General features: G+C 71.0%; 16 protein-coding genes. 5 read left to right on the top strand and 11 right to left on the bottom strand.

The features are described 5' to 3' along the window. Positions 1–92: 92 nt before the first annotated feature. The 5 genes from ABD346_RS20430 to ABD346_RS20410 form a co-directional block, all read right to left on the bottom strand. A complete protein-coding gene (locus ABD346_RS20430; protein ID WP_381229112.1) occupies positions 93–992 on the bottom strand; it encodes a carbohydrate ABC transporter permease in 900 nt (299 codons plus the stop codon). Beyond that, on the bottom strand, positions 989–1,882 hold the full coding sequence (locus ABD346_RS20425) for a carbohydrate ABC transporter permease (protein WP_344376659.1): 894 nt from the start codon (positions 1,880–1,882) through the stop codon (positions 989–991). The genes ABD346_RS20430 and ABD346_RS20425 overlap by 4 nt, the downstream gene beginning before the upstream one ends. Beyond that, on the bottom strand, positions 1,879–3,255 hold the full coding sequence (locus ABD346_RS20420; RefSeq protein ID WP_381229115.1) for an extracellular solute-binding protein: 1,377 nt from the start codon (positions 3,253–3,255) through the stop codon (positions 1,879–1,881). Before ABD346_RS20420 ends, ABD346_RS20425 begins: the two co-directional genes overlap by 4 nt. A 115-nt stretch (positions 3,256–3,370) precedes the next feature. Then, entirely contained in the window at positions 3,371–4,057 is a 687-nt protein-coding gene (locus ABD346_RS20415; protein ID WP_344376656.1) for a response regulator, read from the bottom strand. After that, positions 4,054–5,652, bottom strand: coding sequence for a sensor histidine kinase (locus ABD346_RS20410; RefSeq protein WP_344376655.1), 1,599 nt, complete (start codon positions 5,650–5,652; stop codon positions 4,054–4,056). The genes ABD346_RS20415 and ABD346_RS20410 overlap by 4 nt, the downstream gene beginning before the upstream one ends. A gap of 143 nt (positions 5,653–5,795) precedes the next feature. Here ABD346_RS20410 and ABD346_RS20405 point away from each other — a divergent pair, with 143 nt between their 5' ends. After that, the gene (locus ABD346_RS20405) at positions 5,796–7,148 is read left to right on the top strand and encodes a cation:dicarboxylate symporter family transporter (RefSeq protein WP_344376653.1); all 1,353 of its coding nucleotides are present in this window, start codon (positions 5,796–5,798) and stop codon (positions 7,146–7,148) included. Positions 7,149–7,161: 13 nt separating this feature from the next. On the opposite strand, the gene ABD346_RS20400 is transcribed toward ABD346_RS20405, so the two are convergent. The 4 genes from ABD346_RS20400 to ABD346_RS20385 form a co-directional block, all read right to left on the bottom strand. Continuing rightward, the gene (locus ABD346_RS20400) at positions 7,162–7,869 is read right to left on the bottom strand and encodes a hypothetical protein (protein ID WP_344376652.1); all 708 of its coding nucleotides are present in this window, start codon (positions 7,867–7,869) and stop codon (positions 7,162–7,164) included. A gap of 61 nt (positions 7,870–7,930) precedes the next feature. Then, positions 7,931–8,473 (bottom strand): GntR family transcriptional regulator, encoded by a 543-nt coding sequence (locus ABD346_RS20395; RefSeq protein WP_344376649.1) that lies wholly within the window; start codon positions 8,471–8,473, stop codon positions 7,931–7,933. A 219-nt stretch (positions 8,474–8,692) separates the two neighbouring features. Further along, positions 8,693–9,145 (bottom strand): phospholipase, encoded by a 453-nt coding sequence (locus tag ABD346_RS20390; RefSeq protein WP_344376648.1) that lies wholly within the window; start codon positions 9,143–9,145, stop codon positions 8,693–8,695. A gap of 203 nt (positions 9,146–9,348) precedes the next feature. After that, positions 9,349–9,912, bottom strand: a complete 564-nt coding sequence (locus ABD346_RS20385) for a TetR/AcrR family transcriptional regulator (protein ID WP_344376751.1) — start codon at positions 9,910–9,912, stop codon at positions 9,349–9,351. Positions 9,913–10,119: 207 nt separating this feature from the next. On the opposite strand from ABD346_RS20385, the gene ABD346_RS20380 reads away from it, so the two are divergent. Beyond that, positions 10,120–11,799, top strand: a complete 1,680-nt coding sequence (locus tag ABD346_RS20380) for an MFS transporter (protein ID WP_344376647.1) — start codon at positions 10,120–10,122, stop codon at positions 11,797–11,799. Between the two features lie 4 nt (positions 11,800–11,803). Here the strand turns inward: ABD346_RS20380 and ABD346_RS20375 are convergent, their stop codons facing one another. Continuing rightward, positions 11,804–12,670: an aldo/keto reductase gene (locus ABD346_RS20375; RefSeq protein ID WP_344376646.1), complete on the bottom strand. Its 867-nt coding sequence runs from the start codon at positions 12,668–12,670 to the stop codon at positions 11,804–11,806. A 1-nt stretch (position 12,671) separates the two neighbouring features. Further along, positions 12,672–13,577 (bottom strand): NAD-dependent epimerase/dehydratase family protein, encoded by a 906-nt coding sequence (locus ABD346_RS20370; RefSeq protein ID WP_344376645.1) that lies wholly within the window; start codon positions 13,575–13,577, stop codon positions 12,672–12,674. Positions 13,578–13,655: 78 nt separating this feature from the next. Here ABD346_RS20370 and ABD346_RS20365 point away from each other — a divergent pair, with 78 nt between their 5' ends. The 3 genes from ABD346_RS20365 to trxA all read left to right on the top strand — a co-directional run bounded on the left by ABD346_RS20365 (position 13,656) and on the right by trxA (position 15,049). Further along, a complete protein-coding gene (locus ABD346_RS20365) occupies positions 13,656–14,186 on the top strand; it encodes an Lrp/AsnC family transcriptional regulator (protein ID WP_344376643.1) in 531 nt (176 codons plus the stop codon). A 102-nt stretch (positions 14,187–14,288) separates the two neighbouring features. Next, positions 14,289–14,720, top strand: a complete 432-nt coding sequence (locus ABD346_RS20360) for a MerR family transcriptional regulator (RefSeq protein WP_344376642.1) — start codon at positions 14,289–14,291, stop codon at positions 14,718–14,720. Beyond that, the gene (gene trxA, locus ABD346_RS20355; RefSeq protein WP_344376639.1) at positions 14,717–15,049 is read left to right on the top strand and encodes a thioredoxin; all 333 of its coding nucleotides are present in this window, start codon (positions 14,717–14,719) and stop codon (positions 15,047–15,049) included. The genes ABD346_RS20360 and trxA overlap by 4 nt, the downstream gene beginning before the upstream one ends. Positions 15,050–15,057 lie beyond the last annotated feature (8 nt).

Genomic DNA, 15,057 nt, shown 5'->3' with positions numbered 1-15,057 from the left:
TGTGTTCCACCAAAGAAGGTGAATTGTAGGAAAGTACGGTTTTGGTGGCGTCCGGGTTACTTAAGGGTTGGGTAAGCGTGTGCTCGGCAACGCTAACCCTTCACCGCGCCGGCCAGCGCGAAACCTCCTCCGAGCCGCCGCGCGATCAGGACGTACAGCAGCAGCACCGGCGTCGAGTACAGGATCGAGAAGGCGGCGAGCTGGCCGTAGACCACCGAGCCGTAGTTCCCGAAGAACGTGAAGATGGAGACCGAGGCCGGGAGCCGGTCGGGGGAGAGCAGCAGCATGAAGGGGACGAAGAAGTTCCCCCACAGCATGATGAAGGTGTAGATCGTCACGACGGTCACGCCGGGACCCATCAGCGGCAGCACCACCCGCGCCAGCGTCTGCGGCATCGACGCCCCGTCCGTCCAGGCGGCCTCCTCCAGGGCGATCGGCACCCCGTCCATGAAGTTCTTCATCAGCCAGATGGCGAACGGGAGCTGGGAGGTGGCGAGGAAGAGCGCCGTGCCGTACATCGTGTCGATGAGGTTCACCTGCACGAAGAGCCCGTACACCGGAACCATGATCGCCGTGATCGGCAGGCACGTCGTGAACAGGATGGTCAGGAGGTACGGGCGGGCGAGCCGCGAGCGGTAGCGCGAGAGCGGGTACGCCGCGAGTGCCGCGCACGCGACCGTGAGCACCGTGGAACTCCCGCACAGCAGAAGGCTGTTGAGCATCGGCGTGAAGGTGATGTCCGGGGTCAGGACGGCCGAGAAATTGTCCAGGGTGGCCGGGCCCGGGACCCGTACGCGCAGATCGGCCTGGGTGTCGACGGAGGCGAGCAGCAGCCAGAGCAGCGGCACCGCGAAGGCCGCCGCCAGTGCGAGCAGGGCCGCGTCCGCGGCGAGCCGCTGCCGGGTCCGCCGGCGCACCCGGCCCGTCCTTGTGCGTCCACCCTCGTCAGCTCCCGCCCCCGTACGCCCACCCCCATCAGCCCCCGCCCTCATACGTCCACCTTCATCAGCCGCAGGTAGACCACCGAGAACAGCGAGCCCACCAGGAGCAGGAGCAGGGCGACCGCCGTGCCGTAGCCGATCAGGCTCTTCAGGAACGCCTGGTCGTACATGAACACGGGCAGCGTCTGGCTGCGGTCGCCCGGGCCGCCGCGGGTCATCGCCCAGATCAGGCCGAACACGGAGAGGGTCTGGAGGGTGTTGAGCATGAGGTTGGTGCCGATCGAGCGGCGGATCATCGGCAGCGTGATGTGCCAGAACCGGCGCGCCCCGCTCGCCCCGTCGACCTCCGCGGCCTCCTCGATGTCCTGCGGGATCTCGGCGAGCGCGGCCGAGTAGATCAGCATCGAGAACGCGGTGCCGCGCCACACGTTCGCGAACGACACCGCGAGGACCGGCAGCGTGAACAGCCAGTTCTGGGTGGGCAGATGGAGCCAGTCGAGGATCGCGTTCAGCGTGCCCTCGCGCCGGAAGAAGGCGTACAGGAGGAAGGCCGCCACGATCTCCGGCAGCACCCAGGCAGTGATCACCAGCGCCCCGGTGACCGTCCGTACCGGGCGCGAGGCCCGCCGCATCAGCGCGGCGAGCGCCAGGCCCAGCGTGTTCTGGCCGACCAGGGAGGACAGGACGGTGAAGACGAGGGTGAGCCAGACCGCGTTGCGGAACGCGGGGTCGGCGAACGCCCGCCGGAAGTTCGCGAAGCCGACGAAGTCGACCGCCGACGAGCCGGTCAGCTGCATGTCCGTGAACGCGATGTACACGCAGTAGCCGATCGGCCCCGCCAGGAACAGCAGCAGGAGCAGGGTCGCGGGCGCGATCGGCAGCCAGCGCACCGCACGGGTCCGCCGCCTGCCCGCAGCGGCCGGGGCGCTCGACCGGCTCACCGCGCAATCGACCTGAGCTGATCGTCGTACGCCTTCGCGGCCGAGGCCGCCGAGCCGCCGGTCGTCACCGACTCCATCGCCTCGCCGATCGCCGTCGACACCTGCGGATAGACGGGCAGCGCGGGTCGGTAGTGCGTGAACGGGACCAGGCCCGTGAAGAAGGTGATGCCGGGCATGGACTTCAGATAGGTCGGGTCGGCCGCGACGTCCTTGCGGACGGCGATCTGGGCGTCCGCCACGTCCCACTTCACCGCGTTCTCCTTCGTCTGCATCGTCTTGACGAAGTCGAAGGCGAGGCCGGGGTTGCCCGCCTTCGCCGGGATCGCCCAGGTCCAGCCGCCCGACATGGAGACCTTGCCCGGCGCCTGGCCGTTCTGCGTCGGCATCGGCGCCTGGCCCAGAACGGTCGACCAGGCGGGCCACTCCTTGGGGCCCTTGTTGATCCAGTTCTGGCCCAGCCAGGAGCCGTCGAGGGCGATCGCCAGCTTGCCGTTCGGCATCCAGTCCGTCGCCAGGTGCGTGCCCACATTGGGGTCGAGGGCGTCCGAGGGATCGGGGCCGAGCTTCTCCGCGTACACCGTCCGTACGAAGCCGAGGGCGTCCTCGAAGCCCTGCGAGCCCGACACCCACTTCTTGCCCGCCGGGTCGTACAGGGGGTTCTCGCCGGTCCCGTAAAGCAGCATCTCGAAGCCCTGCATGGCCGCCGCCTCGCCGGCCGCCTTGCCCGTGTAGACGTTGAGCGGGATGACGCCGGGGACCCTCTGCTTTACGGTGCGTGCCGCGTCGAGGACCTCCGCCCAGTTCTTGGGCTGCCAGTTCGCCGGCAGGCCCGCCTTCGCGAAGATCTCCTTGTTGAACCACAGGCCCCGGGTGTCCGTGCCGTCCGGCACCCCGTACGTCTTGCCGTCCTCGGCCCGGGCCGCCGCCTTCGCGGTGTCGACGAACTGGCCCCACATGTCCCACTGGGACAGGTAGTCGTCGAGCGGGCGCAGATAGCCCGCGCCGATGTCGGAGTTGATGCGGAACGTGTCCTCGTACACCAGGTCAGGGGCGGTCTTCGGGGAGCGCATCATCTGCTGGACCTTGGCCGCGTAGTCGTTGTCGGCGGCCTGGATCGGCACCAGCTTGACCTTCTTGCCGGGGTGCGCCTGCTCGAACTGCTTCTTGACGTCCTCCAGGAACGCGTCCTTGAAGCGGATCTTGTTGTCGGTGGAGCGGTTGTACGCGATCTGCACGGTGTTCGCGTCGCTGCCCGAGCCGCTGCCGCAACCGGCGAGCGCTCCGGCGGCGAGGGCGGCGGCGAGGATCAGGGAGAGCCGGTGTCGGGTTCTGGATGCGGAGTCTGTGGCGGGGGCGGTGGGGCGCACGGGCACGACCTCCTCTGGCCAGGCGTGCGGCCATGGCCACGGCCGCACTTGGCTGCCCGGTGAACGTAAGGGCGCCCGCGGACAAGGTCAACCCCGCGTCCGCCCCCGCCCGACAGCCTTGTCAACTGCCGTGACCCGACGAGGAGTTGAGCCAGCGGTACTGCAGCTCGGGGCGGCCGATCTGCCCGTACTGCGGGGTGCGCTCGGCGCGGCCGGTGGTGACCAGGTGCTCCAGGTAGCGGCGTGCGGTGATCCGCGAGATGCCGACCGCCAGGCCGGTCTCCGCCGCCGTCACTCCCTCGGGCGCCTCGCGCAGGGTCCGCGTGACGGCCTGGAGGGTGGGCGCGCTCAGGCCCTTGGGGAGGGTGGACGGCTGCGGGGCGCGCAGCGCGGCGAGCGCCCGGTCGACCTCCTCCTGCCCGCTCGCCTCCCCGGCCGTCGCGCGGAACTCGGCGTACCGCACGAGCCGGTCGCGCAGCGTGGGGAACGTGAACGGCTTCAGTACGTACTGGACGACCCCGAGCGAGACGCCCTCGCGCACCATCGTCAGATCCCGGGCCGAGGTCACCGCGACGACATCGGCGCTGTGCCCGGCCGCCCTCAGCGACCGTACGAGCTGGAGGCCGTGGCCGTCCGGCAGGTACAGATCGAGCAGCAGCAGGTCCACCTCGGTCCGCTCCAGGGCGCGCAGCGCCTCGGCCCGCGAGTGCGCCACCGCGACCGCGGTGAAGCCCGGCACCCGGCCGACATAGAGCCGGTGCGCCTCGGCGGCGACGGGATCGTCCTCGACGACCAGCACCCTGATCATGCGCGCACTCCCTGCTCTATGGGCAGCCGTACGGTGAACTCGGCGCCTCCGTAAGGACCTTGGGCCAGCGCGATGGTGCCGCTGTGCCGGGCCGCCGTGAGCCGCACGAGCGCGAGGCCGAGGCCGCGCCCCGGACTCTTCGTCGACCACCCCCGCTCGAACACGGCCTCGGCGGCGGCCGGGTCGATGCCGGGCCCGCTGTCCGCGACCCGCACCAGGAGCTGCCCGTCCTCGGTGGTGAGCGTGACGGCGACCTCGGCGGCGGCGCTGCCCTGCGCCGCGTCCACCGCGTTGTCGAGCAGGTTGCCGAGGACGGTGACCAGGTCGCGGGCGGGCAGCGTGGCCGGCAGGAGGCCGTCGCCGATGGCGCTGCCCTCGGTGAGGACCAGCTCCACGCCGTGCTCGTTGGCCTGCGCCGCCTTGCCGAGCAGCAGCGCCGCCAGGACCGGCTCGCCGACCGCCGTGACCACCTGGTCGGTGAGTGCCTGGGCGAGCTCCAGCTCGGCGGTCGCGAACTCGACGGCGTCCTCGACGCGGCCCAGCTCGATGAGTGAGACCACCGTGTGCAGCCGGTTCGCGGCCTCGTGGGCCTGCGCCCGCAGGGCCTGGGTGAAACCGCGCTCGGAGTCCAACTCGCCCGAGAGTGCCTGGAGTTCGGTGTGGTCGCGCAGGGTCACCACGGTGCCGCGCCGTCCTCCCGAGGACACCGGCTGGGTGTTGAGGACCACGATCCGGTCGGCCGTCATGTGCACCTCGTCCACCCTCGGCTCCGGGGCGAGCAGCGCCCCGGCGAGCGATGCGGGCAGGCCGAGCCCGGCCACCGGGCGGCCCACCGCGTCCTCGCCGAGCCCGAGCAGCTCGCGCCCGCCGTCGTTGATCAGCGCGATCCGCCGCTCGCCGTCGAGCATGAGCAGCCCCTCGCGCACGGCGTGCAAAGTGGCCTGGTGGTAGTCGTGCATGCGGCTCAGCTCGGCGGCGTTCATGCCGTGCGTGTGGCGGCGCAGGCGCGCGTTGATCACGTATGTGCCGAGGCCGCCGAGCGCGAGCGCGCCGCACGCCATGACGACCAGCGCCACCAGCTGCTTCTGCACCTGCTCGCTGATCCGGTCGACGGTGATGCCCGCGCTGACGAGCGCGGTGATCCGGCCATGATCATTCGGGTCGGTGACCGGCGCCACGACCCGCACGGAAAGCCCGAGCACCCCCATGTGCGTCTCGGTGAACGTCTTCCCGCGCAGCGCCGGAGCGGTGTCGCCGAGGTACTTCTTGCCGATCTCGCCCGGTACGGGATGCGTCCAGCGGGTCCCGTCCGGGGCCATGACCACGACGAAGTCCACGCCGGTCGTGGTGCGCAGCGTCTCCGCGTACGGCTGGAGGGCGGGCGTGGGGTTCTTGGCGCGGGCCGCCTCGACGACCGCGGGGGACGCGGCGACGGAGGTCGCGGTCGCGATCGCCTGACGCCGCGCGGTCTCCTCGGCCTGGTGCCGGTCGGTGACGTACGAGAAGAGCGCGCACCCCGCCACGATCGCGGCGACCAGGACCACCTGCATGGCGAAGAGCTGGCCGGCGAGGGAGCGGGGTCCTGGGAGACGCATCCGGTAAGTGTGCTGGCTGGATCTGCATGAACGAAATGCACGCAAGGGTGACCGGCGTCACAGTGTGCTGGATAGTCGCGGGGATCGCTGAATCGGCCATCGGGACATGGCCGCAGCCGCAGCTGCTATCTAGGAGGACCCCCGTGGCAGAGCCAGCCGCCCGCCGGGAACGCACCCACTATCTCTACCTGGCCGTGATCGGCGCGGTAGTGCTCGGCATCGTCGTGGGCTTCGCGGCGCCGGGGGTCGCCGTCGAGCTGAAGCCGATCGGCACCGGGTTCGTGAACCTGATCAAGATGATGATCTCGCCCATCATCTTCTGCACGATCGTGCTCGGCGTCGGCTCGGTACGGAAGGCGGCCAAGGTGGGTGCGGTGGGCGGCCTCGCCCTCGGCTACTTCCTGGTCATGTCGACGGTGGCGCTCGCCATCGGCCTCCTGGTCGGCAACATCCTGGAGCCCGGCTCCGGTCTGCACCTGACCGAGGCGGCGCGGCACGCGGGAGCCAAGCAGGCCGCGGGCGCCAGCGAGTCGACCGCGGACTTCCTGCTCGGGATCATCCCGAAGACCATGGTGTCCGCCTTCACCGAGGGCCAAGTGCTGCAGACTCTCCTGATCGCCCTGCTCGCGGGCTTCGCCCTCCAGGCGCTCGGCTCGGCGGGACAGCCCGTACTGCGCGGCATCGAACACATCCAGCGCCTCGTCTTCCGCATCCTGGCGATGATCATGTGGGTCGCGCCCGTCGGCGCGTTCGGCGCGATCGCGGGGGTGGTCGGCGAGACCGGCCTGGACGCCCTGAAGGCCCTGGCGGTCATCATGATCGGCTTCTACGTCACCTGCGCCCTGTTCGTGTTCCTGGTGCTTGGCGCGATCCTGAAGCTGATGACCGGCGTGAACATCTTCAGCCTCCTGAAGTACCTGGCCAGGGAGTTCCTGCTGATCCTCTCCACGTCCTCCTCGGAGTCGGCGCTGCCGCGGCTCATCGCGAAGATGGAGCACCTGGGAGTCAGCCGCTCGGTGGCCGGCATCACGGTGCCGACGGGCTACTCGTTCAACCTGGACGGCACCGCCATCTACCTGACGATGTCCTCGCTGTTCATCGCGAACGCGATGGGCAAGCCGCTGGGCGCGAGCGAGCAGATCTCGCTGCTCCTCTTCATGATCATCGCCTCGAAGGGTGCGGCGGGTGTCACGGGGGCGGGCCTCGCCACGCTGGCGGGCGGCCTCCAGTCGCACCGCCCCGAACTGGTCGACGGAGTGGGCCTGATCGTCGGCATCGACCGCTTCATGAGCGAGGCGCGGGCCCTGACCAACTTCGCGGGCAACGCGGTGGCGTGTGTCCTTGTCGGCACGTGGACGAAGGAGATCGACAAGGCCCGGGTCGGAGAGGTCCTGGCGGGCCGGCTGCCGTTCGACGAGCGGATGCTGACGGCGGGGGATGAGCCTGTGCCGGAGCAGCGCGAGGAGGGCAAGTCGCCTTCGCCGGTGGCCGGTTGAGAAGGGCGCCCGCCTACTTGAGAATGTTCACCGCGCGAGCGACCACGAGCACCACGGTCAGCAGCGAAACGGCCGACTGCAGCATCATCAGCATCTTGGCCCACCGGTTGAGCGGCATGACGTCGGTCGGGCTGAACGCGGTGGCGTTGGTGAACGACAGGTACAGGTAGTCCGGGAAGGCCGGTTCCCAGTGGGGCGGGGCCAGTTCGGGGCTCTGCATCTGCGGGAAGAGGAAGTCGGGGAAGGTGCGGGTCGCCTGCATCCGGGCGACCGGACCGCCTCGGTCCCACTCCCAGTACCAGAGCGCGAACACGATCACATTGGTCAGCCAGATGCCGCCGCCCGTCACCAGCAGGGCGGCGGCATCGGCGCCTTCCTGCCCCCGCACGAGCCCGACGACGAGCCGCACCGCGGACCACCCGTTGGCGGCACTGATGCACGCGATCAGCACGAGCCCGGCAAGCCGGTAGAGCCGTGAGGCGCGCTCGATGCGTACGGGGTTGCCCGCGATCAGGGCGACCATGAGCGCGATCTCCAGGGCGGGCAGCAGCCATTCGGGATGGATGCTCAGCCGCGCGGGCAGCGCCCATTGCAGTCCGACGGCGGTGAGCACGGCGAGGGTCGAGGCCCACCGGGTCTCGCCCTGGGTGACCCGCAGCCAGGCGGGCAGCGGCCGGTGCTCGGGGTGGTGTTCGGGCTCGTCGTGGGGTGCGTGTGTCACGGGGGCCATGCTGCCGGGCCGGGGCGGGTGTCGCACGCGCCGGGGTCGGCCCGGACCGGGATCAGCCGATCCGGCTCTCGTAGCGCAGGCGCTGCAACCGGGCGGGCATCGTCATCAGGTCGAACTGGATGGCCCGGTCGTACGAGTCCATGGTGGTGCGGGCGATCCGCAGGACCGGTTCGGTGGGGCCGAGCCGCAGAGCCTCCCGTGTGCCGCCGTCGGGCAGTTCGGCGGAGACGTCCTCGCGCACCCGGACGCCCCGATGGCCGAGCTCGCGGAGCAGCGTCACCGCGCCGCCGGGGATCTTGCCGACCTCGGCCAGGCGTGTACCCCGGGCGATTTCCACGGGGTAGTACGTGTCGGTCGACTCGCAGGGCAGCTCGTCGATGTACATCACCCGGCGCCGCACCACGACCGCGGCCCCCTCGGCCAGACCGAAGACGTCCGCGACCTCGCCGGGCGCGGCCACCTCCCCGGCCCGGACGATGCGCTGCCGCCCGGTGCCGCCGCGGGCCGCGGCCTCGCTGCGCCAGGCGTCGGCTGCGGAGGTGTCCTGCGGAGCCAGATACGGCATCGAGGTGCTGACCCACTTGCCGATGCCCATGGCTTTCTCCTATGGATGACTGCGGTCTACGTGTCGGTGGCGTTGCCGCTGTCTACGGTAGGGCGACTGCTTCCGTGGGCCGGACCGGACGGGAGGCCCCGCTCCCCGAGCCCCGGCGGCCGCGTGCTCCGAAGGGCGGCGACGGCGGGCTGAACGCCGGACGTCCGGGCCGCCATGAGGCGGCCCGGACGGGGTGGGTGTGCGCACAGCGAGAGGGAATCAGCTGCCGAGGTTTTTCACTGCTTCGTAGTACGTCCACGCCGTCGCGTTGCACGACGTCTTCTTCGCGCCGCTGTACGCGGCGCAGACGCGCTTCAGGTCCTCGTACAGGGCGCTGTCGATACGGGCCTTGTTGGCGGGGAACTGGCCCGCCGCCTTGTAGTTGCGGTGACCGAAGTCATGGCGTGCACATGACAGCTTAAAAGGGAAGCCGAAGGGGTTGTCGGGGGAATCCGAGCAGTAGTCCGTCGACCAGTCGAAGCCGTACGCGGACCAGCGGGACTGGTCGTTGCGGGCGGCCTGGAAGGCGTCCGAGCTGGTCGCGCTGGTCTGTGTGAAGGAGGCGAGCACCTGCGCCTTGTCGGCCGGGGCGGCCTGGGCCGGGGCGGCGGCCAGGGCGGCGAGCGTGAGCGCCGCGGCGGCGGTCATGCTCAGAGTGGTACGACGGCGCATTCTGAACCTCCGTGAGGGGAGCGGCAATTGACCTGCCGTCACTCTGACCTCACGGGCTACGCGGGCGCTACAGATTCAGTGGAGCCTGAAAGACGGTGGAGCGGTGCGGCCGCTCGCCCTCGTCGACACCGACGCCGCAGCCGGAAAACGCCCGCTGCCCCATGCCCTTCCCGGGCCGGGGCCGCCCCTTCGAGGGGGCGTGGTCACCGCCTGAGCGCCGCCGCCACTACCTCCGCCGTGCGTCCCGCCGGGACCCCCGCCGAGAGCAGCAGGGTCGTCGCCGCCGAGCGGCCCGCTTCCGAGGCGGGCAGGGCGCCCTCGTTGACCGCCTCCATCAGCCCGAACAGGGACTGCTCGTGCACATAGGCAAGGGCGGCCGGGGGGAGGGGGGAGGTGAACACGCCTTCACGCAGGCCCAGTTGGAGCAGGTCCACGCACTCCTTGCGCACCGGGGCCAGGCGCTGCTTGATGCCCGCCATCGTGACGCTGCGCTGGGCAAGGGCCACCAGGAGCCGGTAGCGGTCGGCGATCGCCCACACCGCGAGGGTGGCCCGGGCCAGCGCCTCGGCCGGGTCGGTGACGCCCTCGCGGCCCTCGCGGTGCGCGTCCGCGACGGTCTCCGCCGCCTCGTCCACCAGTGCCGCGATCAGCGCGTCCCGGCTGGGGAAGTGCCCGTACACCGTGCGCCGTACGACACCGGCCGCCCGGGCGATCTGGTCCATCGACGCGTCCGGGTCACGGACCAGCTCGGCGAAGGCCACCTCCATGATGCGGCGGCGGTTCGCGTCGGCGCGGCCCCCGGAGGGGGCGGCAGGGGTAGTGGTCACGCCCCCATTTTGCACAGCGGCGTGCAGCGGCGTAAATTGCACACCAGTGTGTAGTTGCACAGCAGTGTGCAAGTAGATCTGCCCCTGTGGGGCCCGGGGGGACACCAGACCTCCCGGGGAAGCAAGACCGAGGAAGGGTGAGACGTCGTGGGTCTCGTCATCAAGGAGCCCGTCGAGAAGATGGGGGCGCCCTACCGGCGGCGCTGGTGGGCGCTGCTCGTGCTCTGCCTCAGCCTGCTGATCATCGTGATGGCGAACACCGCCCTCACCGTGGCCGCGCCCGACATGACCAAGGACCTCGGGCTCAGCAGCTCCGACCTCCAGTGGGTCATCGACGGCTACACCGTCCCGTACGCCGCGCTGATGCTGCTGCTCGGCGCGATCGGCGACAAGTACAGCCGGCGCGGCGCGCTCGTGCTCGGACTGCTCGTCTTCGCGGGCGCGTCCGTGGCCGGATCGCTCGTGGACAGCTCCACCGGCGTCATCGCGTCCCGCGCCGTCATGGGTGTCGGTGCCGCGCTGATCATGCCGGCGACGCTGTCGCTGCTCGCCTCGACGTTCCCGCGCGCGGAGCGCGCCAAGGCGATTCTGCTGTGGACCGCGACCGCCGGTATTGCCATCGCTGCCGGTCCGCTGGTCGCCGGGGCGCTTCTGGAGAACCACGGCTGGGCCTCCACGTTCCTGATCAACGTGCCGATCGCGCTGCTCGCGGTCGTGGGCGCGTTCGTCCTCGTACCGCCGTCGAAGGCCGCCCACCACGACCGCATCGACTACGTCGGCGGGCTGCTCTCCGTCGTCTCCGTCGGCGCGCTCGTCTACATGATCATCCAGGGCCCGCACTTCGGCTGGGACGCCAAGGCGATATCCGGCGCCGTCGTCGCCGGGCTCGGCTTCGTGCTCTTCGTGCTGTGGGAGCTGCGCCACCCGCGGCCCGTCCTGGACGTACGCCGCTTCGCGCACCGCATGTTCTCCGGCTCGCTGCTCGCCGTCGCGCTCTTCTTCCTCGCGGTGTTCGGCGCCTTCTACTACCTCACCCAGCACCTCCAGTTCGTGCTCGGCTACACCCCCCTGGAGACCGGCATCCGCATGCTGCCGCTGGCCGGCGCGGTCTTCGTGGGCTCCGCGCTCACCGGGTTCCTCACCCCGCGGCTCGGCATGAAGGTCACGGTCACCGCCGGCATGGTCGCCGGAACCGTCGCCCTCGCGCTGCTCACCCGGGTCGACGCCGGTTCCGGGTACGGCGACTTCCTCGCCCCGCTGATCATCCTCGGTGTCGCCATCGGGCTCGCCCTGTCGCCCTGCACCGACGCGATCATGGGCGCCTTCCCGGAGGCCGAGCTCGGTGTCGGCGGCGCCGTCAACGACACCTCGCTCGAACTCGGCGGATCCCTCGGCATCGCCATCCTCGGCTCGGTGCTCGCGAGCTCGTACTCCTCGCACCTCGCGGACGCGACCGCCGGCTCCAAGCTGCCCGCCTCCGCCCTCGCCACCGCGCAGGACTCGGTGGGCGCCGGATACGCCGTCGCCCAGGGCATCGGCGAACAGGCCAAGCAGCTCGGCGCCCAGGCCCTGCACGCCACAACCCCGCAGCAGGCCGCCCAGCTGAAGGCCCAGGCCGAGCAACTCGGCGCGGGTGCCCAGCAGATGAGCCACGCGGTCGGCTCCGCCTTCTCCGACGCGGTCGCCCACACCAGCCTCATCGGCGCGGTGATCCTGGGCGTGGGAACCGTCCTGGTCGCCTTCCTGCTGCCGCGCCGCGGCAAGGGCGACGCCCAGCAGGACGGCGAGGCTGCGCAGCAGCAGGAGCGCGAGGCCCTGTCGGTCTGACCGCTCAGGGCAGCAGCGCCAGCTCCTCCCCGGTCAGTACGAGATCGGCCGCCCCCGCCGAATCCCGTATCGACGCGGGGCGGCTGGCCCCCGGGATCGGGATCAGCGTCGGCGACAGCGTCAACAGCCAGGCCAGCGCCACCTGTTGAGGGCTGACGCCCCGCGCTTCGGCCACCGTATGGAACGCCGACCGGGCCTCCGGACCGCCCGGACCGTCAAGGGCGCTGCGCGAGATCCCGCCCAGCGGGCTCCACGGCAGATAGGCGAGCCCGAGCTCGGCGCAGAGCCGCAGCTCGGGCTCGCCGTCGCGTACGGCGGGCGAGTAGCGGTTCTGTACGGAGACGAGCAGGTCGCCCAGAATCGACCGAGCCTCCCGGATCTGGCCGGTGTCCGCGTTCGAGATGCCGACCGCGCGGACCTTGCCCTCCTCGGCCAACTCCCGCAGTGCGCCCAGGGATTCGGCGAACGGGACGTCCGGGTCCGGCTTGTGCAGCTGGAAGAGGCCGAGCGCCTCGACGCCGAGCCGCTTCAGCGAGCCCTCGGCGGCCCGCCGCAGATGCCCCGGGTCGCCGTTCACCGTCCAGCCGCCGTCGCCGGTGCGACCCCGGCCGCCCTTGGTCGCGACCAGGACGTGGTCGGTGGCCCCGCCGTACGAGGCCAGGGCGCGGGCGACGAGGAGCTCGTTGTGGCCCGGCTCGCCGCCGGGCGCGTAGTAGGAGTCGGCGGTGTCGATGAGCGTGACGCCCGCGTCGAGGGCGGCGTGCACGGTGGCGACGGCCCGCGCCCCGTCGGGCCGCCCCTCGATCGACAGCGGCATCGCGCCGTAGCCGACCGCGCCGACCTCGTACGGTCCAAGTGTGCGTGTCCGCATGTCAGTTGGCTCCCATGGTCTCGGCCACCGCGCGCGGCAGCCAGCTCTCGGTGTGCGAGAAAGCGAAGCCGAGCGACTCGGCTCGGGCGGTGTCCATTCCGTACGAGCGGGCGAAGGAGAACGGCGAGACCGCGCCGACCTCCACCGGCCGGTACCGCACGGCCCGGTGGTCGCCGCCCAGTGCGGCCGCGACCGCCGCCACGATGTCCTCGGTGGTCAGCGGCCCGTGCGAGGCGGCGTTCACGGGCCCGGTGAAGTCCTGCCGGGTCACCCAGAACAGGAACTCCGCGATCTCCTCGACGTCGATGTACGTCGCCGGACGGTTCGTCGCCGGCACCGCGACCGGCTCGCCGCTGCGGATCCGGTCCGCGTAGTGGGCGAGCCGCCCGGTGAAGTCGTCGGCTCCGCCCAGCACATGCGCCACCCGCACCGCGACGTACGGGAAGTCCGGGCCCGCGGCGAACACCGCCTCGGCCTGCCGCTTGCCCTCGCCGTAGTGCTCGGCGACGAACTCCGGCTCATGCCAGGGGAGTTGGGGCGTCACGATGACCGTGGCGGGGTCCAGGACATCCTCGCCGACCGGATCCGCGGAGTCCTCGTACTCGTACACCTCGACCGTCGACGTCATGACGTAGCGCGCGGTGCGGCCGGTGAAGACGCGGCGGGCGATCGCCGCCTGGCGCGGGGTGTAGCAGACCTGGTCGACCACCACGTCGAAGGTGCGCCCGCCGAGCGCGGCCGCAAGGGACGCTTCGTCGTCGCGGTCGGCGATCAACTGGAGTGCGCCCGGTGGGGGTGGCGCCGAGCCCCGGTTCAGGACCGTCACCCGGTCGCCGGCCGAGAGCAGCCGCGCGATGAGCCGCTTCCCGAAGTAGCGGTTGCCCCCGATGACCAGTACCTCGCGCATGTCCTCAAGCTCCTTCCCACCTGCGGTTTTCCCGGGTACCAGTGTTACGTTGACGGCCCGGGGACTGAAGGGGGAAACATGGGAGATCTCGCGGCCGTACCGAAAGAACCACGGCATTCGCGCGCCGTCGCCAACGATTCGTCAGGGGGCTTCGATCAGGTCGACCGGCAGCTCCTCGAAGTGGTCCAGCGGGAGGGCCGGATCAAGCTCAGCGAGCTGGGCCGACGGGTCCGGCTGAGCCCGGCCGCGGTCACCGAGCGGCTGCGCAGGCTGGAGGCGAGCGGGGCGATCACCGGGTACGGGGCGCGGGTCGACCCGGCCCGGCTCGGCTACGGCATCCAGGCCTTCATCCGGGTCAGCCCGCACGGCGGCTACAACCTCAAGCACCCCAGGACCCTGGAGCTGATGGAGCGGCCCGAGGTCATCGAGGTGCACCACGTGGTCGGGGAGGACTGCTGGATCATCAAGGTCGCCGTCGCCGACACGATCCACCTGGAGCAGATCCTGGAGCAGACCTCCGCCCTCGGCCGCACGACCACGTCGATCGTCCTTTCGTCACCGGTGGGCGGCCGCGAGGGCAAGCCGCTGCTGCCACCGGTACGGGACTGAGCCGCCCCGGGAGGACCGGCCCTCGGTACGGGGCCGAGTCGCCCCCGGCTCCTCGTTGCTCCCCTTGCCTTGACGCCGACGTCAAGGCTTACGTTCGTTGTCATGCGCATCGGCGAACTTGCGGCACGGGCGGGCACGACGACCCGCACGCTCCGGTACTACGAGTCGCGCGGCCTGCTCGCCGCGCGGCGCACCGACAACGGCTACCGGTCGTACGACGAGGCCGACCTGCGGCTGCTCCAGCAGATCAGAACCCTCCAGGACTTCGGGTTCGAGCTGGAGGAGACCCGTCCGTTCGTGGACTGCCTGCGGGCCGGCCATCCGGCGGGGGACACCTGTCCGGCGTCGCTCGCGGTGTACCGCCGCAAGCTGGCCGAGCTCGACGCGCTGATCGGCGAGCTCGGTGCCGTGCGCGCGCAGGTCGGCGCGGAGCTGGCGCGGGCCGAGGTGATGGCGGCGGCGGAGACTCCGGGCGGTCCGGAGCCGCGCTGCGAGTTGAGCGCGGACAAGGCGATCGAAGGGACGATGTCATGATCAAGGCGGAAGGTGTGGACGAGGTCACGGACGAGACCTTCGCCGACGCGGTGATGGGGGCCGCGCTTCCGGTTCTGGTGGAGTTCACGGCGGACTGGTGCCCGCCGTGCCGGCAGATCGCCCCCGTGCTGAGTGCGCTGGCGGCCGAGGAGGCGGACCGGCTGAAGATCGTCCAGCTCGATGTGGACACGAACCCGGAGACGACGACGAAGTACGGAGTCCTGTCGATGCCCACGCTCATGGTCTTCGTCGACGGGGAGCCGGTGAAGTCGATGGTGGGCGCGCGGCCCAAGCGGCGGCTGCTGCAGGAGCTCGAAGACGTGATCTGACGCGCGCC

The sequence above is a fragment of the Streptomyces mauvecolor genome (assembly GCF_039532965.1).
GTDB lineage: Bacteria > Actinomycetota > Actinomycetes > Streptomycetales > Streptomycetaceae > Streptomyces > Streptomyces violascens.
Note: the sequence above shows the minus strand (reverse complement) of the source record. Positions and strands in the feature narration are given on the sequence as shown.